This is a genomic window from Dechloromonas denitrificans (genome assembly GCF_001551835.1).
Taxonomy (GTDB): domain Bacteria; phylum Pseudomonadota; class Gammaproteobacteria; order Burkholderiales; family Rhodocyclaceae; genus Azonexus; species Azonexus denitrificans.
On the sequence record NZ_LODL01000010.1, the window covers coordinates 106,047 to 129,145 of the forward strand.

The 23,099-nt window shown below is 62.2% G+C and carries 25 protein-coding genes; 13 read left to right on the forward strand and 12 right to left on the reverse strand.

All coding sequences use genetic code 11. The features are described 5' to 3' along the window. The first annotated feature begins 40 nt into the window (after positions 1 to 40). Positions 41 to 2,269 (forward strand): arginine/lysine/ornithine decarboxylase, encoded by a 2,229-nt coding sequence (locus AT959_RS04705; RefSeq protein WP_066881126.1) that lies wholly within the window; start codon positions 41 to 43, stop codon positions 2,267 to 2,269. A 19-nt stretch (positions 2,270 to 2,288) separates the two neighbouring features. On the opposite strand, the gene AT959_RS04710 is transcribed toward AT959_RS04705, so the two are convergent. From AT959_RS04710 to ccoG, 4 genes are all read right to left on the reverse strand, one after another. Next, positions 2,289 to 2,780, reverse strand: coding sequence for a dihydrofolate reductase (locus AT959_RS04710; protein ID WP_066881128.1), 492 nt, complete (start codon positions 2,778 to 2,780; stop codon positions 2,289 to 2,291). Positions 2,781 to 2,888: 108 nt separating this feature from the next. Further along, complete coding sequence (gene pgi / locus AT959_RS04715; protein ID WP_066881130.1) at positions 2,889 to 4,469, reverse strand: glucose-6-phosphate isomerase; 1,581 nt, start codon at positions 4,467 to 4,469, stop codon at positions 2,889 to 2,891. Positions 4,470 to 4,560: 91 nt separating this feature from the next. Beyond that, on the reverse strand, positions 4,561 to 4,794 hold the full coding sequence (locus AT959_RS04720; protein ID WP_066881132.1) for an alpha-amylase/4-alpha-glucanotransferase domain-containing protein: 234 nt from the start codon (positions 4,792 to 4,794) through the stop codon (positions 4,561 to 4,563). A gap of 167 nt (positions 4,795 to 4,961) precedes the next feature. Further along, on the reverse strand, positions 4,962 to 6,368 hold the full coding sequence (ccoG, locus tag AT959_RS04725) for a cytochrome c oxidase accessory protein CcoG (RefSeq protein WP_066881134.1): 1,407 nt from the start codon (positions 6,366 to 6,368) through the stop codon (positions 4,962 to 4,964). Positions 6,369 to 6,494: 126 nt separating this feature from the next. Between ccoG and AT959_RS04730 the strand changes: the two genes are divergently transcribed. The 4 genes from AT959_RS04730 to AT959_RS04745 are packed head-to-tail and all read left to right on the forward strand — an operon-like array spanning position 6,495 to position 7,996. After that, entirely contained in the window at positions 6,495 to 6,962 is a 468-nt protein-coding gene (locus tag AT959_RS04730) for an RrF2 family transcriptional regulator (RefSeq protein ID WP_066881136.1), read from the forward strand. Then, positions 6,955 to 7,170 carry a hypothetical protein gene (locus AT959_RS04735; RefSeq protein ID WP_066881138.1) on the forward strand — a complete coding sequence of 72 codons (216 nt, stop codon included), beginning with the start codon at positions 6,955 to 6,957 and terminating at the stop codon, positions 7,168 to 7,170. Before AT959_RS04730 ends, AT959_RS04735 begins: the two co-directional genes overlap by 8 nt. Further along, a complete protein-coding gene (locus AT959_RS04740; RefSeq protein WP_205629830.1) occupies positions 7,167 to 7,727 on the forward strand; it encodes an HPP family protein in 561 nt (186 codons plus the stop codon). The genes AT959_RS04735 and AT959_RS04740 overlap by 4 nt, the downstream gene beginning before the upstream one ends. A 23-nt stretch (positions 7,728 to 7,750) precedes the next feature. Beyond that, entirely contained in the window at positions 7,751 to 7,996 is a 246-nt protein-coding gene (locus tag AT959_RS04745; RefSeq protein ID WP_157651209.1) for a hypothetical protein, read from the forward strand. Positions 7,997 to 8,055: 59 nt separating this feature from the next. Here AT959_RS04745 and AT959_RS04750 read toward each other — a convergent pair whose 3' ends face one another. Continuing rightward, positions 8,056 to 8,850, reverse strand: coding sequence for a thymidylate synthase (locus AT959_RS04750; RefSeq protein WP_066881142.1), 795 nt, complete (start codon positions 8,848 to 8,850; stop codon positions 8,056 to 8,058). A 159-nt stretch (positions 8,851 to 9,009) separates the two neighbouring features. Between AT959_RS04750 and AT959_RS04755 the strand changes: the two genes are divergently transcribed. After that, positions 9,010 to 10,554, forward strand: coding sequence for a hypothetical protein (locus tag AT959_RS04755; protein WP_066881144.1), 1,545 nt, complete (start codon positions 9,010 to 9,012; stop codon positions 10,552 to 10,554). Between the two features lie 6 nt (positions 10,555 to 10,560). Here the strand turns inward: AT959_RS04755 and mog are convergent, their stop codons facing one another. Both mog and yjgA read right to left on the reverse strand, forming a co-directional pair. Then, the gene (gene mog / locus AT959_RS04760; RefSeq protein WP_066881146.1) at positions 10,561 to 11,145 is read right to left on the reverse strand and encodes a molybdopterin adenylyltransferase; all 585 of its coding nucleotides are present in this window, start codon (positions 11,143 to 11,145) and stop codon (positions 10,561 to 10,563) included. Beyond that, entirely contained in the window at positions 11,138 to 11,674 is a 537-nt protein-coding gene (yjgA, locus tag AT959_RS04765; RefSeq protein WP_066881718.1) for a ribosome biogenesis factor YjgA, read from the reverse strand. The genes mog and yjgA overlap by 8 nt, the downstream gene beginning before the upstream one ends. A 69-nt stretch (positions 11,675 to 11,743) precedes the next feature. Here yjgA and pmbA point away from each other — a divergent pair, with 69 nt between their 5' ends. The 3 genes from pmbA to AT959_RS04780 all read left to right on the forward strand — a co-directional run bounded on the left by pmbA (position 11,744) and on the right by AT959_RS04780 (position 15,539). Further along, complete coding sequence (pmbA, locus tag AT959_RS04770) at positions 11,744 to 13,087, forward strand: metalloprotease PmbA (RefSeq protein WP_066881148.1); 1,344 nt, start codon at positions 11,744 to 11,746, stop codon at positions 13,085 to 13,087. A gap of 98 nt (positions 13,088 to 13,185) precedes the next feature. Continuing rightward, positions 13,186 to 14,274 (forward strand): TRAP transporter substrate-binding protein, encoded by a 1,089-nt coding sequence (locus AT959_RS04775; RefSeq protein WP_066881150.1) that lies wholly within the window; start codon positions 13,186 to 13,188, stop codon positions 14,272 to 14,274. A gap of 176 nt (positions 14,275 to 14,450) precedes the next feature. Continuing rightward, the gene (locus AT959_RS04780) at positions 14,451 to 15,539 is read left to right on the forward strand and encodes a TRAP transporter substrate-binding protein (RefSeq protein ID WP_066881152.1); all 1,089 of its coding nucleotides are present in this window, start codon (positions 14,451 to 14,453) and stop codon (positions 15,537 to 15,539) included. A gap of 72 nt (positions 15,540 to 15,611) precedes the next feature. Here AT959_RS04780 and AT959_RS04785 read toward each other — a convergent pair whose 3' ends face one another. The 3 genes from AT959_RS04785 to AT959_RS04795 form a co-directional block, all read right to left on the reverse strand. Beyond that, on the reverse strand, positions 15,612 to 16,076 hold the full coding sequence (locus AT959_RS04785; protein WP_066881153.1) for a Dps family protein: 465 nt from the start codon (positions 16,074 to 16,076) through the stop codon (positions 15,612 to 15,614). Positions 16,077 to 16,269: 193 nt separating this feature from the next. Beyond that, on the reverse strand, positions 16,270 to 17,745 hold the full coding sequence (locus tag AT959_RS04790; protein ID WP_066881155.1) for a TRAP transporter large permease: 1,476 nt from the start codon (positions 17,743 to 17,745) through the stop codon (positions 16,270 to 16,272). Beyond that, positions 17,745 to 18,338 carry a TRAP transporter small permease subunit gene (locus AT959_RS04795; RefSeq protein WP_066881158.1) on the reverse strand — a complete coding sequence of 198 codons (594 nt, stop codon included), beginning with the start codon at positions 18,336 to 18,338 and terminating at the stop codon, positions 17,745 to 17,747. Before AT959_RS04795 ends, AT959_RS04790 begins: the two co-directional genes overlap by 1 nt. 102 nt (positions 18,339 to 18,440) lie before the next feature. On the opposite strand from AT959_RS04795, the gene AT959_RS04800 reads away from it, so the two are divergent. From AT959_RS04800 to ribD, 4 genes are read left to right on the forward strand one after another with little or no spacing between them, the layout of a single operon-like run. Continuing rightward, positions 18,441 to 19,097, forward strand: a complete 657-nt coding sequence (locus AT959_RS04800; protein WP_066881161.1) for a histidine phosphatase family protein — start codon at positions 18,441 to 18,443, stop codon at positions 19,095 to 19,097. Between the two features lie 39 nt (positions 19,098 to 19,136). Continuing rightward, positions 19,137 to 20,387 (forward strand): serine hydroxymethyltransferase, encoded by a 1,251-nt coding sequence (gene glyA / locus AT959_RS04805; protein ID WP_066881162.1) that lies wholly within the window; start codon positions 19,137 to 19,139, stop codon positions 20,385 to 20,387. 6 nt (positions 20,388 to 20,393) lie between these two features. Beyond that, positions 20,394 to 20,858 (forward strand): transcriptional regulator NrdR, encoded by a 465-nt coding sequence (gene nrdR / locus AT959_RS04810; protein ID WP_066881163.1) that lies wholly within the window; start codon positions 20,394 to 20,396, stop codon positions 20,856 to 20,858. Beyond that, positions 20,855 to 21,943: a bifunctional diaminohydroxyphosphoribosylaminopyrimidine deaminase/5-amino-6-(5-phosphoribosylamino)uracil reductase RibD gene (ribD, locus tag AT959_RS04815; RefSeq protein ID WP_066881164.1), complete on the forward strand. Its 1,089-nt coding sequence runs from the start codon at positions 20,855 to 20,857 to the stop codon at positions 21,941 to 21,943. Before nrdR ends, ribD begins: the two co-directional genes overlap by 4 nt. Here ribD and AT959_RS04820 read toward each other — a convergent pair. Together AT959_RS04820 and AT959_RS04825 are read right to left on the reverse strand one after the other, a co-directional pair. Then, a complete protein-coding gene (locus AT959_RS04820) occupies positions 21,858 to 22,685 on the reverse strand; it encodes a HesA/MoeB/ThiF family protein (RefSeq protein WP_240481722.1) in 828 nt (275 codons plus the stop codon). The two genes, ribD and AT959_RS04820, sit on opposite strands and share 86 nt — an antisense overlap. After that, a complete protein-coding gene (locus AT959_RS04825) occupies positions 22,682 to 23,083 on the reverse strand; it encodes a hypothetical protein (RefSeq protein WP_066881166.1) in 402 nt (133 codons plus the stop codon). Before AT959_RS04825 ends, AT959_RS04820 begins: the two co-directional genes overlap by 4 nt. Positions 23,084 to 23,099: the final 16 nt, after the last annotated feature.

Sequence of the window (23,099 nt, forward strand, 5' to 3'; positions counted from 1 at the left end):
TGACCCGCTGCGGCGGGTCGCCGCTTTTCAAGGATTCAACATGCGCTTCCACTTTCCCGTCATCATCATCGACGAAGACTTCCGTTCGGAGAATACTTCCGGCCTCGGTATTCGCGCCCTGGCCGAAGCGCTCGAAAAGGAAGGGCTGGAAGTGCTCGGCGTCACCAGCTACGGCGATCTGACCTCGTTTGCCCAGCAGCAATCGCGGGCCAGTGCCTTCATTCTGTCGATCGATGACGAGGAACTGGCGCTGGAGCCGGAAGAAACCCTGGCCGAACTGCGCGCCTTCGTGACCGAGATTCGCAACCGCAATCTGGAAATTCCGATTTTCCTGCACGGCGAGACGCGCACCTCGCGCCATATTCCGAACGACGTGCTGCGCGAACTGCACGGCTTCATCCACATGTTCGAGGACACGCCGGAATTCATCGCCCGCAACGTCAAGCGCGAAGCCAAGGCCTACCTGCAGTCGCTGCCGCCGCCGTTCTTCCGCGCCCTGACCCACTATGCCGCCGACGGTTCCTACTCCTGGCACTGCCCCGGCCACTCGGGCGGCGTTGCCTTCTTGAAGAGCCCGGTCGGCCAGATGTTCCACCAGTTCTTCGGCGAGAACATGCTGCGCGCCGACGTCTGCAACGCGGTCGAAGAACTCGGCCAGTTGCTCGATCACACCGGCCCGGTCGCCGCTTCCGAGCGCAATGCGGCGCGCATCTTCAATTCCGATCACCTGTACTTCGTGACCAACGGCACGTCCACGTCGAACAAGATCGTCTGGCACTCGACGGTGGCGCCGGGCGACATCGTCGTCGTCGACCGCAACTGCCACAAGTCCATCCTGCATGCGATCATGATGACCGGGGCGATTCCTGTCTTCCTGATGCCGACCCGCAACAACTTCGGCATCATCGGGCCGATCCCGAAGAGCGAATTCGCTTGGGAAAGCATCCAGAAAAAGATCGCCGCCAACCCGTTCATCACCGACAAGACGGCCAAGCCGCGCGTGCTGACCATCACCCAGTCGACCTACGACGGCATCCTCTACAACGTTGAGGACATCAAGGAAGAACTGGACGGCAAGATCGACACCCTGCATTTCGACGAAGCCTGGCTGCCGCATGCCGCTTTCCACGATTTCTACGGCGATTACCATGCCATCGGCGCCGACCGGCCGCGCTGCAAGGAGTCGATGGTCTTCTCGACGCAATCGACGCACAAGCTGCTGGCCGGGTTGAGCCAAGCCTCGCAGATCCTGGTCCAGGATGCCGAGAACAACAAGCTCGACCGCGACATCTTCAACGAGGCCTACCTGATGCATACCTCGACCTCGCCGCAGTACTCGATCATTGCCTCGTGCGATGTAGCGGCGGCGATGATGGAAGCGCCGGGCGGTACGGCGCTGGTCGAGGAATCGATCGCCGAAGCCCTCGATTTCCGCCGTGCCATGCGCAAGGTCGATGAGGAGTGGGGCGTCGACTGGTGGTTCAAGGTCTGGGGGCCGGACGATCTGTCGGAAGAGGGCATCGAGGAACGCGACGCCTGGATGCTGAAGCCCGGTGAACGCTGGCACGGTTTCAACAACCTGGCCGACGGTTTCAACATGCTCGACCCGATCAAGGCAACCATCATCACGCCGGGCCTCGACGTCGATGGCGATTTCGCCGACGAATTCGGCATCCCGGCCGCCATCGTCACCAAGTACCTGGCCGAGCACGGGGTGATCGTCGAGAAGTGCGGCCTGTACAGTTTCTTCATCATGTTCACCATCGGCATCACCAAGGGCCGCTGGAACACGCTGGTTACCGCGCTGCAGCAGTTTAAGGACGACTACGACAAGAACCAGCCGCTATGGCGCGTGCTGCCCGAATTTGTGCAGAAGAATCCGCGCTACGAGCGGGTCGGCCTGCGTGATCTGTGTACGCAGATTCACAGCGTCTACAAGCACAACGACGTCGCCCGCCTGACCACCGAGATGTACCTGTCGGACATGGTGCCGGCGATGCGTCCGGCCGATGCTTTTGCCAAGATGGCGCACCGCGAGATCGAGCGGGTGCCGGTCGACGAGCTCGAAGGCCGGGTCACCGCCGTGCTGCTGACGCCTTACCCACCGGGTATTCCGCTACTGATTCCGGGCGAGCGCTTCAACCGGACGATCTGCAACTACCTGAAATTCGCTCGCGAGTTCAATGCTGCCTTCCCCGGTTTCGAGACCGACGTGCACGGTCTGGTCAAGGGCGCCGACGGCCGTTACTACGTCGATTGCGTGCGCTGACCGGTCCTGAAAACCGCCGCTACTTGCGGCGGTAGGTGACAAAGGAAAACCCCGTTCCGCTCTGGCTGGACGGGGTGTTTTTTTGCACTTCCCGCCAGTCGACCGCCGGAATCTCGGGGAACCAGGCGTCACCTTCCGGTTCGAGGGCAACTTCGGTGATTTCCAGGCGGTCGGCGACCGCCATGGCTTGCCGATAGACCTGCTCGCCGCCGATGATGAAGACAGTACCGTCGGTGGACGCCAGTTGCAGGCCGTTTTCCAGCGAGTCGGCGACTTCGGCGCCGGGTGCGGCGTAGTTTTCCTGCCGGCTGATCACGATGTTACGCCGTCCCGGCAGCGGGCGAAAATGCGGCGGCAGCGATTCCCAGGTCTTGCGCCCCATCAGAACGCAATGGCCGGCGGTCAGCGCCTTGAAGTGCGCCATGTCCTCCGGGATGTTCCAGATCATTTTATTGTCGCGGCCGATGACGCGGTTGCTGGCGACGGCGGCGATGAGGACGATTTCAGGCATGCGATGGTTCTCGGTGGTGACGGGCGATGATGCTATTGTCGGCGAGGCCGCCGGCCGTGAATCCAGGGTGCATTTTAGAGACGGACAAGGAAATGGAGCGTGATTGTATCAGCCTCGCAATGCCGCGATCAGGCCCCGGGTCGATGTATCGAAGCCGTGCGCATCGCCATCGCCCTCGAGCAGCGGGGTCAGTTGGCTGGCCAGCTGCTTACCGAGCTCGACGCCCCATTGGTCGAAGGAGTTGAGATTCCACAGCACGCCGAGGCAGAAAACCTTGTGCTCGAACAGGGCGAGCAACTGGCCCAGCGTATAGGGTGTCAGCGCCGGCAGAACGAAGGTGGTGGACGGCTGGTTGCCGGGGAATATCTTGTAAGGCGAGAGTGCTTCCGGCACGCCGGCGGCCCGCACTTCGTCGGCGGTCTGGCCGAAGGCGAGCGCTGCCGACTGGGCGAGGCAGTTGGCGAGCAGCGAGACATGATGGCCGGGCAGCGGGAAGTCGGAGGTCCGCAAGACGATAAAGTCGCTGGGAATGATCCGGCCGCCTTGGTGGAACAGTTGATAGAACGAGTGCTGGCCATTGGTGCCGGCTTCGCCCCAGAGGATCGGGCTGGTTGCGACGCTGAGTGGCTGGCCGTCGCGATCGGTCTGCTTGCCGTTGCTTTCCATTTCCAGTTGTTGCAGATAGGCCGGCAACAGCGCAAACGATTGGGCGTAGGGCAGGATGGCGGCGGTCGACGCGTCGAGAAAGTCGGTATTCCACAGGCTGAGCAGGGCCAGCGTCAGTGGCAGGTTGTCAGCGGCCGGCGTTTCGATAAAGTGGCGGTCCATGGCGTGGGCGCCGGCCAGCAGTTGTTCGAACGGACGCCAGCCGATGGCTAGCGCCAGCGACAGGCCAATTGCCGACCACAGCGAAAAGCGGCCGCCGACCCAGTCCCAGAATTCGAAAACGTTCTCGCTGGCAATGCCGAACTGGCGGGTCAGCTCCAGATTGGTAGAGATGGCGACGAAATGGCGGGCGATGGCGCTTTCGTGGCTGGCGGCGGCGAGTAGCCAGTCGCGGGCACTGCGTGCATTGGTCAGCGTTTCCAGTGTCGTAAAGGTCTTGCTGGCGACGATGAACAGCGTCGTGCGCGGATTGAGGCGGGCCAGCAAGGGGGCGATATCGGCGGCATCGATATTGGCGATGTAATGCACGTCGAGGTTCGGGTGATGGCGGGCGATCAGCGCCCGGGTGGCCATCCGTGGCCCGAGATCGGAGCCGCCGATGCCGATATTGACGACATCGGTAATGCGGTCGCCGGAGAAGCCGCGCCAGGCCCCGCTATGAATCTGCTCGCAGAAATCCCGCATGCGCTTGAGGACGGCGCGGACTTCGGGCGGCGCCTGCTCGCCGGCGCGCAGATCCATGTGGCGGACGGCGCGCTGTTCGGTGTGGTTGATCGGCTCGCCGGCCAGCATTTTTTGCTTCCACTCATCGAGCCTGGCTGTTCGAGCGAGTTCCTGCAGCAGCGTGCGGGTTTCGGCGGTGATCCGCTGCTTCGAGAAATCGAGCAGCAGGCCATCATGCTGTAGCGAGAAGCGCTGGAAACGATCGGGGTCGTCGGCGAATAGCTGACGCAGGTGTTGCGGCCGAAGTTTTTCGGCATGGGCGGCGAGTGCCTGCCAGGCAGGGGTTTCAATCAGATTCATAACCAGACCTTGAGGCCCGTTTCAAATTGGTGGATAAGCGAGGGATGCGTCGGGAGAGTACGGATACGGTATTCCGGGGAGGCAGTTCCGGTCATGCGGCGATGGGTTCCATGATCCTGGCGCCAAGCATGATTTTCTCAAAGCCGGCCGCCGATTGGGAGACTGTTTGCTGCGGTCGACCTTCAATTTTTACCAGAATTGACATGCGTAGCCTACTACGGCCAGTGCGTAGGCCGTCTTCGAGAACCAGGAATTGGCTTTCGTTCAGTACCTGGGCCCGAGCGAAACCACCGGAAATGTCGCCATCATACAGCACGTCGAGCATCTCAGATCCCTGCGCAGTGGGGCGCGGCGAGATGCAGGAGGGCGAGAAGCGGTGTTCGGCAAGGCAGACCACTTGCCTGGCCGGCGTCGGGAAATTACGCCAGATGCTGCCTTGCCGGATGGCGGGCGGTCAAGCGGGCTGGCGGGGCCGGGCACCCCGCCGCCGCTTCAAGGCATCCAGAACTTCGAGCTTTCCATCACCGCCACGGCCGGCTCGGCGACATCGGCAATATTGAAAGTAATCGGCGTCGCCCCGGCAGGGGTCGCGCCCGGCTCGGCCTTGACGATGGCCGTCTGGGTGCCGATCTCGCCGCCGGCGATGGTCATTTCGCTGTCGCCATCAAGGCGCAGGCCGCTGCTGCCGGCAATGGTGATGCGGAAAGTCCGCGTCTGGTCGCCGGTATTCATGATCTGCAGGCGGTAGCTGTTCTCGATCGAGCCGTCGTCCGCTTCCCGGGACAAGACATTGCGGTCCTTCAGGACGTTCACCTTCAGCGGAATGCGGGTGGCCAGCGACCAGGCGGTGGCGGCGGTCAGCAGAATGAGGATGGCCGTATAGGCGATGACCCGCGGGCGGGCCGCCCGGCGGATGATCTCCTTCGGCGTGTAACGCATGCTGTCGGCGTTCTCGGTCGAATAACGGATCAGGCCGCGCGGGTAGTTCATCTTGTCCATCACCTGGTCGCAGGCGTCGATGCAGGCGGCGCAACCGATGCACTCGTTCTGCAGGCCGTTGCGGATATCGATGCCGGTCGGGCAGACCTGGACGCAGATGCCGCAGTCCACGCAGTCGCCGAGGCCTTGGGCGCGATGATCGACACCCTTGGCGCGGGTGCCGCGCGACTCGCCGCGCTTGGCGTCGTAGGCGATGATCAGCGTGTCGGGGTCGAACATCACGAACTGGAAGCGGGCATAGGGGCAGATCTGCCGGCACATCTGGTCGCGCAGGAAGCCGGCGTTGCCATAGGTGGCGAAGGCGTAGAAAACGACCCAGAAGGCCGACCAGGCGCCCGGCGACAGGGTGAGCAGATCGTGCATCAGATCGCGGATCGGCATGAAGTAGCCGACGAAGGTGATCCCGGTCCACAGTGAGAAGAGCACCCAGGTCGCATGCTTGGCGCTCTTCAGCGCCAGCTTGCGGGCCGACCACGGCGCCGCATCAAGCTTGATGCGCTGCGGCCGTTCTCCTTCGATGACTTTCTCGAACCACAGGAAGATTTCCGTGTAGACGGTCTGCGGGCAGGTATAGCCGCACCATAGTCGACCGGCTACCGCGGTGAACAGGAAGAGGGCGAGGGCGCCGAGGATCATCAGCAAGACGAGGTAGATCGTGTCCTGCGGCCAAAGGACGAGGTCGAAAAAGTAGAACTTGCGGGTGTCGATGTCGAACAGCACCGCCTGCCGTCCGTGCCAAGGCAGCCAGCACAGGCCGTAGAAAACAATCTGGGTCAGCCAGACGAAAACCCAGCGCCAGCGTGTGTAGGGGCCGCTGATCGAACGCGGGTAAACCTTGGCGTCCGGGTCGGAAAGCGGCTTGATCTCAATGACTTTTCTCTGGCTGGGTGTTTTCGACATGGGGTCTCGGTTGGCGAACGGCATGGCGTGGGCTGCCGGTTTGCCATAAGATATAAATAAAATATATCTTGATGCTAACAACCCTCCCCGGCATAAGCAATATTTCCTATAAATCCTATAGCGATCATGCGACTGAGCACCTTTTCCGATTACAGCCTGCGCGTCCTGATGTACCTCGGGGGGCAGCCGGACCGGCTGGCGACGATTGCCGAGATCGCTGCGGTGCACGCCATTTCCGAGGGCCATTTGATGAAAGTGGTGCATCAACTCGGGCGTTGCGGCTATATCGAAACGGTGCGCGGCAAGGGCGGCGGCATGCGGCTGGCCCATGCCCCGCACAAGATCGTGCTGGGCGAGGTCATCCGCCAGACGGAAAGCGATTTCGCGCTGGCCGAATGCTTCACCGACGGCGCAAGCTGCCGCATTCAGGGCGCCTGCGGCCTGCACGCCATTCTCGGCGAGGCCTTGAGCGCGCTGTTTCTGGTACTTGATGGCTATACGCTGGCCGATTTGCTGGTCAACGGGAAAGGGATGCTGCCGGCGGCCTGCCCGATCGCCATCACCCGACCAACGGAGAACCTCAATCATGAATGAGCAGCCACTGGACAAAAGCGAGATCGAACACGCGCTCGAACTGGAACTCTCCGACGAGGACATTCTTGACGCGCTGGCCCACGTTTCCGGCTATATCGACATCAGTACCGAGGATTTCCGCACCGTCTACCATCTCGCCTGGCGCCATGCCCTGGCCCGCCTGCAAGGCTTGTCGGCGAATGGTTCGGACAAGGATGCGGCCGCATGATGATCGAGCGCCACTGGCGCGAGTATTTACGCAAGATGCGCGGCACGACGCGCGGCAGCCCGCCGCGGGTCAGCAATGCCGAGATGTTCTGGTCCTGGGTCGGGGCCTTTCTCGGCATCACGGCGCTGGTCTGGAGCGGCCGGCTGTTTTTCGACGGCAGCGATCTGGTATTGATGATCGGCTCCTTCGGTGCTTCGGCCGTGCTGCTTTACGGCGCGGTGCGCAGCCCGCTGGCCCAGCCGCGAAATGTGCTTGGCGGCCACATAATTTCGGCGCTGATCGGCGTGCTCAGCTGGAAACTGCTGCAACCCGTACCCTGGCTGGCGCCGGCGGTGGCGGTGGCGACCGCCATCGCCATCATGCACGCGACGCGCACATTGCACCCGCCGGGCGGCGCAACGGCGCTGATCGCGGTAATCGGCTCGCCGGAAATCCACCATCTCGGCTTCTGGTACGTGTTGGTGCCGGCGACGCTCGGCCCCTTGATCTTGCTGGTGGTGGCCTTGCTGATCAACAATATCCCCCGCTCGCGGCGCTATCCCGAAATATGGTTCTAGCGCCACCACCAAGGATCTGTCTCGTGTCTCTACCCAACGTTCTGAAATTCAACCTGTTGCTCGTCCTGGCCGCTGCCATCGCCGGTTGCGCGCTATTCCCGTCCTCACGCTGGGAGAAAAAGGGGGCGAGCGAGGCCGACTACAAGTTCGACGAAACCCAGTGCAAGGCCAAAACCTACGCCGGGAATGACGGCGCGGTGACCAATGCCACCGTGCGTCGCATGCATGCCTGCTTACAAGAGCGCGGCTGGTCGAGAGTGCCGAACTGAGAATTTGCCGATTCCTGCGGTCGACCGCCGGAATCGGCAAAAATCCGGCCGCAGCTCGTTTACACAGCAACCTGGGCTGCGATGTGTGGATGCGGGTCGTAGCCGTCGAGACGGAAATCCTCGAAACGGAAGGCGAACAGATCCTTGACGTCCGGGTTGATCCACATCTTCGGCAGCGGCCGTGGCTGGCGTGACAATTGCAGGCGGGCCTGCTCGAAATGGTTCGAGTAGATGTGTGCGTCGCCGAAGGTGTGCACGAATTCGCCCGGCTGGTAGCCGCAAACCTGGGCCAGCATCAGGGTCAGCAGCGCATAGGAAGCGATGTTGAAGGGGACGCCGAGGAAAATGTCGGCGCTGCGCTGGTAGAGCTGGCAGGACAGCTTGCCGTCGGCGACGTAAAACTGGAACAGGCAGTGGCAGGGCGGCAGCGCCATGTTGTCCACGTCGCCCGGATTCCAGGCCGAAACGATGTGGCGGCGTGAATCCGGATTGTGCTTCAGGCTGTGCACCAGTTGCGAGATCTGGTCGATCAACCGGCCGTCCGGGGTTTCCCAGCGCCGCCATTGCTTGCCGTAAACCGGCCCGAGATCGCCGTTTTCATCGGCCCATTCGTCCCAGATACGGACGCCGTTCTGTTGCAGATAGGCAATGTTGGTGTCGCCCTGGATGAACCACAGCAACTCGTGCACGATCGACTTCAGATGCAGCTTCTTGGTGGTCACCATCGGGAAGCCCTGGCTCAGGTCGAAGCGCGTCTGCCAGCCGAAGACGGAACGGGTGCCGGTGCCGGTGCGGTCGGACTTGTCGTGGCCGTTGTCCAGCACATGGCGCATCAGGTCGAGATATTGCTGCATGGGAGTTCAGGGCTTGGCAAAGTAAGCCGCCGATTTTATCTGAACTGGGCGCTCCCACCGCAAATGCCGGAAATTGCAGGGCGGGGCCAAATTGTTCACGCCGGAAACCCCGGTCTGCGGCTAAAATTTCCGCTCGCAGCGCGATTGACGGAGAAAAAGTTGCTGACCAAGATGCCCGTGCTGGGCGGGCTGTTTGCCCAAAAAGATAGTCACCCGCTGGCCGATGCCCACGAATTGCGGAGAATCCTGGCCGAACTGCCGGGCAACAACGCCTTCAAGTCGCTCGACGAAATCGCCGGCTGGCTCGAATCCCTGCTGGCGGCCGACACGCTCGCCGCCGACCGGATCTACGAAGCCGCCTACCAACTGGAGGAGGCCGCCGCGCCGCATCTCAAGCGCCTGTCGCGCGAATACCTGCACACGGCACGCCTCAACCGCTCGGACGAAAAGCGCCTGTGGTCGATCAACTACGGTTTCTGGACGCTGCTCGCCGCGGCCTACGAGCGCTGCCTGCTCGCCCTGGCCACACCTGGCCGCACGGCGGATGCCCTGCGGCCCCTGCTGCCGGCCTTGTGCACTCGTTTGATCGCGGCGCTTGGCGCGGTCCTCAAGTGGGAACAGTTTCATTACGGGCCGTCGCCCGGCGAAATCTGGTTCCGTCTGGGGCGGGCGCTGGCGACGGCGGAAGCGGCTGGCGTGGCGAGCAAAGTGACGCCGATTCGCCCGCTGGCCGGCCTTTCCTGCGCCCAGCAGGAATATCTGAAAGTCCTGGTTTTTCAGGCGGCCTCGATGGACAGCCTGTTGCCGCTCGAAATCGAGTTGGCCGAACGCCTGATCGCCCACTATCTGCCGGCCTTCATTTTTGGCCCGGCGGTGCATGAGGACAGCGTCTATTGGGTCGATCTCAGCCAGCCCCAGCCGCCCTTGCGGATGGCCCGGATGCCGGCCCAGGCTGCGCCATCTCAGCGTTTCTTCAAGCCGGGGGCGGCCAACGAGGCGATGCAGGCCTTGCTGCGTACGCTGGAGCGTGGCGGCGACCTGCCGCCCGAGATCAATCTCGGCGACCGCTATCATCCGCGCCTGCTGATGCCGGTGCTGCGCCACCTGTCGGCCTATCTGGCGCCGGTGCCGCCGCAACGCCGGCACGACCGGCATCACGTCAAGCACCGGATGTCGGTGCTGAACGGGCTGATCAACGCCTTCGTGGTGTTTTCCGGTGAATTTGGCGGTCGACCGGCCGGTTTGCAGATCGAAAGCTGGGTCGTTGAGAATGTCAGTCGCGGCGGTTTCGGGGCGCAACTGAACAGCATTCCGGCAGAATGGCTGAAAGTTGGCGCGCTGATCGCCATGCAGCCGGACGGCGGCGACAACTGGCTGCTCGGCATCGTCCGTCGCTATCACCGCGAAACCGAGCGTGAGGCGCGGGTCGGCATCGAAACGCTGGCCCGAACGGCGGTGTCGGCCGAGTTGAAGGTGCGCACGGCATCCAGCTACGCCGCCGTGGCCGGGCTGCCGGCGCTGCTGATCCATGAGGCGGCGGAAGCTGGCGAGGTCCGCGTCATTCTGCCGCCGGCCTCGTTCGACCTGCGCGAGAGTCTGGAATTCAGCCAGGGCGGCCAGCGGTATCTGCTGGCCCCGGTGGCTCTGGTCGAGCAGACTGCCGATTACGAACTGGCGCGTTACCGCCAGAGCGTCATCAGCTAAGTCGAGTTATTTGGCCCGAATCGCCGATTTGGGCCGGAAAGCCTTGATCACGGCCTCATTCGTTTCGGCGTAGGGGCCACCGATCAGGTCGATGCAGTAGGGGACGGCGGCAAAGATGCCGACGTGGGCGACGCTGCCGTCGGCTGCGCGGACGCCTTCCAGCGTTTCCTTGATCGACTTCGGCTGGCCGGGCAGGTTGATGATCAGCGCCTGCTTGCGGATGACGGCGACCTGCCGCGACAGGATCGCGGTCGGCACGAAATTCAGGCTGATCCGCCGCATTTCCTCACCGAAGCCTGGCATTTCCTTGTCGGCGACGGCCAGTGTCGCTTCCGGCGTCACATCGCGCAAGGCCGGGCCGGTGCCGCCGGTAGTCAGTACCAGATGGCAATGGCTGCGGTCGACCAGTTCAATTAGCGTATTTTCAATGCTCGGCTGATCGTCGGCGATCAAGCGGGTTTCCGCCCGCCACGGAGTGGTCAGTGCACTGGCCAGCCATTCCTGCAGGGCCGGGATGCCTTTGTCTTCATAAACGCCGGTCGAGGCGCGGTCGCTGATCGAGACCAGGCCGATGATCAGTTCTTCACTCATCGTCCGTTTCCTGTTCAACGGGAGCCGGGGCGCCATCGAGTTCCTGCAGCAACTGGAAAATGGCGCGGAAGTTCTTCGGCGGTTTCTTGGCTTCCTGCTCCTTCAGCGCATTGCGGCGCAATTGGCGGAGATGTTGCAGGTCGACGCTCGGCCAGAGGGCAGCGATGTCTGCCAGCGTCGACTCGTCTTCGAGCAGGCGCAGGCGTAGCCGTTCCAGGCGATGAATGCGGGCGATTTCGGCCGACGATTCGCCGCGCAGGAGCGCCAGGCCGGCGCGGATCGGTTCGTCGTCGACATTGCGCATCAGCTTGCCAAGATAGGCCACCTGGCGGCGGCGGGCGCCGTGCGCGGTGATCTTCTGGCAGGCGCGGACGGCCTCGAAAATCTCTTCCGGCAGCTTGATCTTCTTCAGCTGGCCGACGGAAAGTTCGACCAGTTCGGCGCCGAGATCGCGCAATTCATGCATCGCCTCCTTCTGCTTGGTCTTGGAAGGGCGGCTGGTACTCTCGGTGAAATCTTCTTCGTGCATGGGGCGCATTCGCGGGCTGACAATGTCGGGCTGCTATGATAGCGATTTTCCCGTTCGGACGCCCCATCCATGCCTGAAGTCGCCAGCTTTTCCTACGCCTTTTCGACCTTGCAGCAACTGGCCGAGGATGTCCTCAAGCATGCTCGCGACAAAGGGGCGAGCGCTTGCGAGGTGGACGTTTCGGAAGGTTTTGGCCAGTCGGTCGGGGTCCGTTGCGACGAAGTCGAGACCATCGAGTTCAACCGCGACAAAGGCATCGGCATCACCATCTATTCCGGCCAGCGGAAGGGTTACGCCAGTACTTCCGACTTCTCGGCGCAGGCTTTGCGCGAGACGGTCGAAGCGGCCCTGAACATCGCCCGCTTCACCGCCGAAGACGATTGCGCCGGTCTGGCCGAGGCGGCCTTGATGGCCAAGGATTGCCCGAACCTGGATTTGTACCATCCTTGGGCGCTGACCGTCGAAGATGCGATCACCACCGCACGCCGCTGCGAACAGGCCGCGTTCGACGCCAGCCCGCTGGTCAGCAATTCCGAAGGCGCTTCGGTGTCCACCCAGCAGGCGCATTTTGTTTCGGCCAACAGCCTGGGTTTCATGGGCGGCTACCCGACCTCGCGCCATTACATTTCCTGCTCGGTGATTGCCGGCGAGCAGGAGGCGATGCAGCGCGACGACTGGTACACGACGCGCCGTTGCGCCGATGAACTCGACGACCCGGCCACCGTCGGTCGCATCGCCGCCGAACGTGCCGTCGCCCGCCTCGGTGGCCGCAAGGTCAAGACCGGCGAGTTCCCGGTACTGTTCGAAGCGCCGCTGGCCAGCGGCCTGCTCGGCAGCCTGGTTCATGCCGCCAGCGGCGGGGCGCTCTACCGCAAATCCTCCTTCCTGCTCGATCACCTTGGCAAACGCGTGATGCCGGAATTCGTGCAGATCAGCGAGCGGCCGCACATCAAGCGCGGCCTCGGCTCCTCGGCGTTCGACAGCGATGGTGTTGCGACCTATGACCGTGAAGTGGTCACCGACGGCATCCTGCAAGGCTATTTCCTGAGCACCTACACCGCACGCAAGCTGGGCATGCAGACTACGGCCAATGCCGGCGGCAGCCACAATCTGATCATCAAGCCGGGCGACCTCGATCTGGCCGGCCTGCTCGCCCAGATGGGGCGCGGCCTGCTGGTGACCGAACTGCTCGGCCACGGCGTCAATTACGTGACCGGCGATTACTCGCGCGGGGCGGCCGGCTACTGGGTCGAGAACGGCAAGATCGCCTACCCGGTCGAGGAGATCACCATTGCCGGCAACCTGAAGGCGATGCTGGCCGGCATCGTCGCCGTTGGTAACGATGTCCAGGTCCGCGGTTCGAAGCAAAGCGGCTCCATCCTGCTCGACCGGATGACCGTCGCCGGGGAGTAGTTTTCTAAGGGTTTTCCACCACTCGCCAAAGTTGTCGCTTTGGATAGAATCGAGGCGCTACATCGCTTGACGTTCCCAATAATTCCTGAGGAGACAATATGCAACGTCGTGATTTCCTGAAAAAAGCATCGATCGGTGCTGCCGCGGGTGCTGCCACCACGCTGGCCGCCCCGGCCATCGCCCAATCCGCCCCGACCATCAAATGGCGTCTGACCTCCAGCTTCCCGAAGAGCCTGGACACCATTTACGGCGGTGCCGATGTGCTGGCCAACCGCTTGCGCGCCATGACCGGCGGCAAGTTCGACATCCGCGTCTTCGCCGGCGGTGAAATCGTCCCCGGCCTGCAGGCGCTCGATGCCGTGCAGCAAGGTACCGTCGAAGTCTGCCACACCTGTTCCTACTATTACGTCGGCAAGGACAAGGCCTTCGGTTTCGGCACCTCCATCCCGTTCGGCATGAATGCCCGCCAGATGAATGCCTGGCTGTACTACGGCGGCGGCGACAAGCTGCTCAATGAGTTCTACGCCAATTACAACGTCATTCATTTCCCGGGCGGCAATACCGGGACCCAGATGGGTGGCTGGTTCCGCAAGGAAGTGAAGAGCCTGGCCGACGTCAATGGTCTGAAAATGCGGATCGCGGGTCTGGGCGGCAATGTCTTCGCTGCGCTCGGCGCCGTGCCGCAGCAGATCGCCGGTGGCGATATCTACCCGGCGCTGGAAAAAGGCACCATTGACGCCGCCGAATGGGTCGGCCCGTACGACGACGAGAAGCTGGGCTTCTACAAGGTCGCCAAGAATTACTACTACCCGGGCTGGTGGGAGCCGGGTCCGATGATCAACTTCTTCGTCAACAAGAAGGAATGGGACAAGCTGCCGAAGGAATACCAGGAAGCCTTCCAGGCCGCTGCCTACGAGGCCAACGTGACGATGATGGCGGAATACGATCACAAGAACCCGATCGCGCTGTCCAAGCTGTTGCAGAGCGGCGTCAAGCTGCAAAAGTACCCCGACGAGGTTCTCGAAGCCGCCTACAAGGCCGCCCAGCAGCTCTACGCTGACGAGTCCGCCAAGAATCCGGCCTTCAAGAAAATCTTTACCGAGTACGACAAATACCGCAAGACGCAGAATGCCTGGTTCAGCGTTGCTGAAATGCGCATGGACGCCTTCCTGCAGTCGCACAAGTAAGTCGAGTCGGTCTGCAGCCCCGCGGGGCTGTCGATTCGGAAACCCCGCCCTGTTATGCAGCGCGGGGTTTTTTCATGCTGCCTATAAGGGATTTCAGCAGTATTCGGAATGAACGGGATGATTAGAATCAGCAGGTCACAGTCGTGACGTATTTTATTCCCCGGAGACAAGACAGAATGCAACGTCGTGATTTTCTCAAGAAGGCTTCGCTGGGTGCCGCTGCCGGCACTGCCGCAACCGTGGCTGCCCCGGCCTTCGCCCAGTCGGCGCCGACTATCAAGTGGCGTTTGACCTCCAGCTTCCCGAAGAGCCTGGATACCGTTTATGGTGGTGCCGAAGTGCTGGCCAATCGCCTGCGTGCGATGACCAACGGCAAGTTCGACATTCGCGTTTTCGCCGGCGGTGAAATCGTTCCCGGCCTGCAGGCGCTGGACGCTGTGCAGCAAGGTACCGTCGAAGTCTGCCATACCTGCTCCTACTACTACGTCGGCAAGGACAAGACCTTTGGTTTTGGCACGGCTGTGCCGTTCGGCATGAATGCCCGCCAGATGAATGCCTGGATCTACTATGGCGGCGGTCAGAAGCTGCTCGACGAGTTCTATGCCAACTACAACGTCGTCTCCTTCCTCGGCGGCAACACCGGTACCCAGATGGGCGGCTGGTGGCGCAAGGAAGTGAAGACCGTGGCTGACCTCAAGGGCATCAAGATGCGCATCGCCGGCCTCGGTGGCACCGTCTTCTCGCAACTCGGCGTCGTGCCGCAGCAGATCGCCGGTGGCGACATCTACCCGGCGCTGGAAAAAGGCACGATCGATGCCGCCGAGTGGATCGGTCCCTACGACGACGAAAAGCTGGGCTTCTACAAGGTTGCCAAGAACTACTACTACCCGGGCTGGTGGGAGCCGAGCACCTGTTTCCACTTCTTCGTCAACAAGAAGGAATGGGACAAGCTGCCGAAGGACTATCAGGAAGCCTTCCAGGCCGCAGCCTACGAGGCCAACGTGACGGTGATGGCCGAGTACGATCACAAGAACCCGATCGCGCTCTCCAAGCTGTTGCAGAACGGCGTCAAGCTGCAGAAGTTCTCTGACGAGATTCTTGCTGCCGCCTACAAGGCTGCCCAGGAGCTGTACGCTGACGAATCGAGCAAGAACCCGGCTTTCAAGAAGATCTATACCGAGTTCGACAAGTACCGCAAGAGCCAGAATGCCTGGTTCAGTATTGCTGAAATGCGCATGGACTCCTTCCTGCAGTCACACCGCTAAGCAAGCCTACCGACCAAGAAAAACCCGCCTTCCGGCGGGTTTTTTATTGCCTGGCTTACACGGCGGCGCGCTTTAGTCTTCGAGCAGGCTGCGCAGCATCCAGGCATTCTTTTCGTGAATCTGCATGCGCTGGGTCAGCAGGTCAGCGGTCGGTTCGTCGCCCGCCTTGTCGACCAGCGGGAAGATGCCGCGGGCGGTCTTGGTGACTGCTTCCTGGCCGGCGACCAGTTGCTTGATCATCTCGGTTGCGGTCGGCACGCCTTCGCTTTCCTGGATAACGGTCAGCTTAGCGAATTCACGGTAGGTACCGGGGGCGGCCACGCCGAGGGCACGGATGCGTTCGGCGATCAGGTCCAGTGCATTCCACAGTTCGGTGTATTGGTCCATGAACATCACGTGCAGCGTGTTGAACATGGGGCCTTTGACGTTCCAGTGGAAGTTGTGGGTCTTCAGGTAAAGCGTGAACGAGTCGGCCAGCAGGTGGGAAAGGCCTTCGGCAATTTTTTCACGATCTTTTTTGCTGATTCCAATATCCATGATGTGCTCCCTTCAGAGGCTGGTGGTGGGGGATTCCGGCGGTCAACCGCTGGAAATGCCTATATTTCAATTCTGCCCGGCCTTCTGTGTTCATGCCAATGTTTTGTGTTGATAGACGATATAGACGGCGCCTATGAAATAAAAAAGGCGGGGTCGAAACCCCGCCTTTGTTCGTTGCCGGTATGGCTACGGCTTATTTGTCGCCTTGCAGGTTCTTCAGCAGGTCGGTGCTCGGATCCTGGCTCTTGGCGCCTTCGTTCTGGTCGCCTTGCATCAGGGTGTCGAGATCGACCGGGGCCGGGCCTTCGCCGGCTTTTTCCAGGCGCGCCGCTTCGCGTTGTGCGTCGTCGCCGTAGCTGACGATGTTCGGGAAGATGATGATCAGCGCGACCATGATGATCTGGATGCAGACAAAGGGAATGGCACCCCAGTAGATGTCCGTCGTCTTGATCGAGGCCGGTGCCACCGAGCGCAGATAGAACAGCGCGAAACCGAACGGCGGGTGCATGAAGGAGGTCTGCATGTTCACCCCGAGCAGCACGCCGAACCAGATCAGGTCGATGCCCAGCTTGTCGGCCACCGGCCCGAGCAGCGGCACGATGATGAAGGACAGTTCGAAGAAGTCGAGGAAGAAGGCGAGCAGGAAGACCAGGACGTTGACCACGATCAGGAAGCCCAACTGGCCGCCGGGCAGGGAGAGCAGCAGGTGCTCGACCCAGAGGTCGCCGTTCACTGCCCGGAAGACCAGGCCGAATACCGTCGAGCCGACCAGGATGAAGACCACGAACGAGGACAGCTTGCCGGTGGTTTCCATGGCCTGCTTGAGCAGCTTCCAGGACAGGCGCTTGCGGGCAACGGCCAGGATCAGCGCGCCGGCTGCGCCCATGGCGCCGCCTTCGGTCGGCGTCGCGATGCCGAGGAAGATGGTGCCGAGGACCAGGAAGATCAGGACCAGCGGCGGCACCATCGTCGTCAGAACACGCACCGCCAGCTTGAAGCCGCGCAGGCTGCGGGCTTCCGGCGGCAGGGCCGGGGCGGCGTTCGGTTTGATGATGGTGAGCAGGACGACGTAGCCGACGTAGAGGCCGGTCAGGATTAGACCCGGGATCATTGCGCCTTCGTACATGTCGCCGACCGACTTGCCGAGCTGGTCGGCCATGATGATCAGAACCAGTGACGGCGGGATGATCTGGGCCAGGGTGCCGGAAGCGGCGATGACGCCGGATGCCAGGCGCTTGTCGTAACCGTAGCGCAGCATGATGGGCAGCGAGATCAGACCCATCGAGATCACCGAAGCGGCGACCACGCCGGTCGTCGCGGCGAGCAGGGCGCCGACGAAGATGACGGCGTAGGCGAGACCGCCACGCAGCGGACCGAACAGTTGGCCGATGGTGTCGAGCAGATCTTCCGCCATGCCGGATCGCTCAAGCACCAGCCCCATGAAGGTGAAGAAGGGGATGGCGAGCAGCGTGTCGTTGGCCATGATGCCGAAGATGCGCTCCGGCAATGCCTGGAAGAGGGCCGGCTGGAGCAGGCCGAGTTCGATGCCGAGCAGGCCGAAGACGATGCCGTTGGCGGCCAGCGCGAAGGCGACCGGGTAGCCGAACAGCAGGAAGAGAACCAGGGCGCCGAACATCAGCGGCGCCATGTTGCCGATAATCCATTCCATTATTTGGCCTCCTTGGCTTTGGCGGCGGCAATGGCGGCAGCCAGTTCTTCTTCGGGTGTCGGGCCGGCGGCCTTGCTGTTCGGGTCGGCGATCAGGCCGGCCAGGAAGGCGACGCGCTTGATCAGTTCGGAAATGCCCTGCAGGGCGAGCAGCGTGAAGCCGATCGGCAAGAGGATCTTGACCGGCCAGCGAATCAGGCCGCCGGCGTTGGCCGACATCTCATTGATCTTGATCGAGTCGGCGACCAGCGGCAGCGACAGCCAGAGGACGGCGATGACCATGGGCAGCAGGAAGAACAGCGTCCCAATGATGTCGATGACGGCCTGGCTTCGGGGCGACAGCTTGCCGGACACGACGTCGATGCGGACGTGCTCGTTTTTCTGCAGCGTGTAGGGCGAGCAGAGGATGAAGACAGCGGCGAACAGGTACCACTGGATTTCCAGCAGGCCGTTCGAACTGTAGTTGAAGATGAAACGCACGGTGGCGTTGCCTGCACTGATGACAGTCATCAGCAGCACCAGCCAGAACGCACCTTTGCCGACGCGCTCATTGAGCCAGTCGATCAGCTGCGAGAGCTTGAGCAGAAGGGTCACGGAAAGTCCTCCTCGATTGGTAAAATTCCCGGCTTCTAGATGGTCCGGGGTTAATGGAAAATCCCACTGATCGAAATTTACCGCGAAGGTCATAGAGCGAACATGGTGGAAATCCCTACAAGCCAGCCAACCCGTATCTGTCTGGTGCGTCACGGCGAGACGGAATGGAATGCTGCCCGTCGAATTCAGGGGCAGATCGACATCGGTTTGAACGAGATCGGCATGCGCCAGGCCGAGGCGGCCGGGCGCTGGCTGCGGGGGGCCGGCATTGCGGCCGTCTATGGCAGCGATCTCAAGCGCGCCTGGGCCACGGCGCAGGCCATCGGCCGAGCGCTCGGGCTGGCCCCGGTGGCGGTGCCCGAGATGCGTGAGCGCCGCTACGGCGTTTTCGAAGGGCTGACCTATGACGAAGCGAAGGCAAAATATCCAGCCGGCTATGCCGCCTTCGAAGGGCGTAATGCCAATTACGACTTCGAGAATGGCGAGAGCCTGCTGGCGATGTTCGAGCGCGTGACCGGCAAGCTGCAGGAAATTGCCGCCTGCCATCCGGGCCAGAATGTCGTTGTCGTGCTGCATGGGGGCGTGCTCGACATCATCAACCGCTTCGTGCGTGGCAACAGCCTGGAAACGCCGCGCGACTTCCTGATTCCGAATGCCGGCCTGAACTGGATTGCTGCGGTCGACGGCCGCTGGCACATCGAAACTTGGGCTGAAACCGAGCATCTGGAGGCGGGGGCGCTCGACGAGCTTCCCTCGTGATAAAATTCCTGCCCTTTTCAATGGCTTGAGGCATTCCCCATGTTTTCCGCGAAAGACACCCTGGCAAAAGTTGACCCTGAACTCTGGCAGGCCATGCAGGCCGAAGTCCAGCGTCAGGAAGACCACATCGAACTGATCGCGTCCGAAAACTACGTGAGCAACGCAGTCATGGAAGCCCAAGGCTCCCAGCTCACCAACAAGTACGCCGAAGGCTATCCGGGCAAGCGCTACTACGGTGGCTGCGAATACGTCGATATCGCCGAGCAGATCGCGATCGATCGCCTGAAGAAGCTGTTCGGCGCCGAAGCTGCCAACGTCCAGCCGAATTCCGGTTCGCAGGCTAACCAGGCCGTGCTGATGGCCTTTGCCAAGCCGGGCGACACGATTATGGGTATGAGTCTGGCCGAAGGTGGTCACCTGACCCACGGCATGGCACTGAACATGTCCGGCAAGTGGTTCAACGTCGTCTCCTACGGCCTGAATGAAAAGGAAGAGATCGACTACGACAAGATGGAAGCGCTGGCCCGCGAGCACAAGCCGAAAATCATCGTCGCCGGTGCCTCGGCCTACGCCCTGCGTATCGACTGGGAACGCTTCGCCAAGATCGCCAAAGAAGTCGGCGCCATTTTCTGGGTCGACATGGCCCACTACGCCGGCCTGATCGCCGCTGGTTTCTACCCGAATCCGGTGCCGTTCGCCGATGTCGTCACCTCGACCACCCACAAGACCCTGCGCGGCCCGCGCGGTGGTGTCATCCTGATGAAGGCCGAGCACGAAAAGGCCCTCAATTCCGCCATCTTCCCGGGGCTGCAAGGCGGTCCGCTGGAGCACGTCATCGCTGCCAAGGCGGTCGCCTTCAAGGAAGCCGCGACGCCGGAATTCCGCAACTACCAGGAACAGGTCATCGCCAACGCCCGTGTCATGGCCCGTGTGCTGGGTGAAGAGCGCGGCCTGCGCATCGTTTCCGGCCGTACCGAAAGCCACGTCTTTTTGCTCGACCTGCGCGCCAAGAACATCACCGGCAAGGATGCCGAAGCTGCCCTCGGCCGTGCCCACATCACGGTCAACAAGAACGGCATCCCGAACGACCCGCAGAAACCGTTCGTCACCTCCGGTATCCGTATCGGTTCGCCGGCCATGACGACTCGCGGCTTCACCGAAATCGAAGCCGAAACGGTTGCCCATCTGGTCGCCGACGTGCTTGACGCGCCGAACGACGAGGCAGTGGCTGCCAAGGTGCGCGCCAAGGTCGCCGAACTGTGCTCGAAGTTCCCGGTTTACGGGGCCTAAGCGCCAGTGAAATGCCCTTTCTGCGGTGCGGATGAAACGGCAGTTGCCGATACTCGTCTGAATGACGAAGGTGACGTCGTTCGTCGCCGCAGGAAGTGCAATGCCTGCGACAAACGTTTTACCACCTACGAGCGGGCGGAAATCCGCCTGCCGCAGGTGGTCAAGAAGAACGGTCTGCGTACCGAATTCAATCGCGACAAATTGAGGGCCAGTCTTGAGCTGGCCTTGCGCAAGCGGCCGGTCTCGATCGAGTCGCTCGATGCGGCGGTGGCCGATATCGAGGAAATGCTGCTTACTGCTGGCGAGCGGGAAGTCAGTACGCAACAGCTCGGCGAGCTGGTCATGCGTGAATTGAAGAAGCTCGACAAGGTGGCCTATATCCGCTTTGCCTCGGTTTACCGCAATTTTGAAGACGTGGATGCCTTTTCCCGGGCGATTCGCGAAGTTTCACCGACTCCCAAGAAAAAATGAATTTCAGCGCCGTCGACCACGGCATGATGGCCCGCGCCCTGCAGCTGGCCGAGCGCGGGCTATGGACGACATCGCCCAATCCGCGAGTCGGCTGTGTGCTGGTGCGCGATGGCGAAATCATTGGCGAGGGCTGGCATGAAAAAGCCGGCGAGCCGCATGCCGAAGTTCACGCCTTGCGCGCAGCCGGCGAGCAGGCGCGAGGCGCCACCGCCTATGTCACCCTGGAGCCGTGCAGCCATCACGGTCGTACGCCGCCCTGCGCCGAAGCCCTGGTTGCGGCGGGGGTGAGCCGCGTCGTCGCGGCGATGACCGATCCCAATCCGCTGGTCGCCGGCAAGGGCCTGGCCATATTGCAGGCGGCCGGCATCGAGACGGCAGCCGGCCTGCTGGAAAACGAAGCGCGCGAACTGAACATCGGCTTCGTTTCGCGGATGACCCGGGGGCGGCCGTGGCTGCGCCTGAAGGCGGCGGCCAGCCTGGACGGCAAGACGGCCCTCAACAACGGCGCCAGCCAGTGGATCACCGGGCCGGATGCGCGGCGCGACGGCCATGCCTGGCGCGCTCGGGCCTGTGCCATCCTGACTGGTATCGGCACGGTGCGCGACGATGATCCGCAACTGCTGGTCCGCGATGTCGAAACGACGCGCCAGCCGCTGCGCGTGGTGGTTGATAGCCGGCTGGAAACGCCGCTGAGCGCGAGGGTTCTGCAGGGTGGCCCGGTCTTGATTGCCGGCGCGGTCGACGATGCCGAAAAAGCGGCATTGCTGCGGTCGACCGGCGCCGAAGTGCTAATTCTGCCCAACGCTGCCGGCAAGGTCGAACTCAAGGCCTTGCTGGAAGCACTGGCGCAGCGCGGCGTCAACGAAGTGCACGCCGAGGCCGGCTTCAAACTTAACGGCTCGTTGCTCCGTGAAGGCCTGGTCGACGAGTTGCTGCTCTATCTGGCGCCTTGCCTGATCGGCCACGAGGCGAGCGGGCTGTTCAACCTGCCGGCGCTGACTACGCTAGACGACAAGCACCCGTTGCAGATTCGTGATCTGCGTCAGGTCGGGGCAGATATCCGGGTAGTTGCCCGGCCGCAGTAGGGCCGCAGACGGCGCAGCCGCCGTCCTTCTTGAAGCGGACGGTGCGCCACTCCATATCGAGCGCATCGAGCAGTAGTAGGCGACCACTCAGGCTCTCGCCGATGCCGGCTGCCAGTTTCAGCGCCTCTGCCGCCTGCATGGTGCCGATGATGCCGGTTAGCGGGGAAAAAACGCCCATCACCGCACAGCGCACTTCCTCGACATCCTCCCCTTCCGGGAAGAGGCAGTGGTAGCACGGCGCATCGTCGCGGCGCAGGTCATAGACGCTGATCTGGCCATCGAAGCGGATCGCGGCGCCGGAGACCAAGGGTTTTCTGTGATGGACGCAGGCGCGGTTGATGGCGTGACGGGTCGCGAAATTGTCGGTGCAATCGAGAACGAGGTCGGCGCTTGCCACCAAATCGTCCAGTGCCGCGCCGGAGAGACGGGCCTGCAAGGGCACGATCTCAATTTCCGGATTGATCGCGGCCAGCGCCTGGCGGCCGGATTCGGCCTTGGCCATGCCGACGCGAGCCTGGGTGTGCAGGATCTGGCGCTGCAGGTTGGTGAAGTCGACGCTGTCGTCATCGACCAGCGTGATTTTGCCGATGCCGGCTGAAGCCAGGTAGAGCGCCGCCGGCGAACCGAGGCCGCCAGCGCCGATGATTAGCGCGTGGGTCGCCAGGATGCGTTCCTGACCTTCGATCCCCAGTGCATCCAGCAGAATGTGTCGGCTATAGCGAAGAAGCTGCTCGTCCGTCACTTGTATTCGCGCCACTCCGGCGGGGTGTCGTCGTGGTCGCCGTGCGGGCGGTGTTCCCAGGCGTGCACGTAGGCTTCCTGCGACGAGCGCTTGAGGCGTTTTTCCGGAGCACCCAGATTGTGCAACTGGGTGTCCTCGACGTAATGGATCAAGGCCCGGGTCAGTTTGCTCATCAGCGTGTTATCGAGATGGTAGCCCTTGTCTTCGAGATGCGCCTCGAGTTCCTGCAGCGTGTGCTGCTGCAACTCGTAAGCCACGGCCACCGCACGTTTCTCGATCTTTGGCGCTGCCTCCACCTCGTCCAGGTGGCCGAGGTCATCTGCTGCCTCGGGCACCTGGCCGGGGGGGAATTTGGCGAACAATATCTCGCGTTGCTTTTTCAGGTCAGACGAACTCATCGCACTTCCCCCTTGA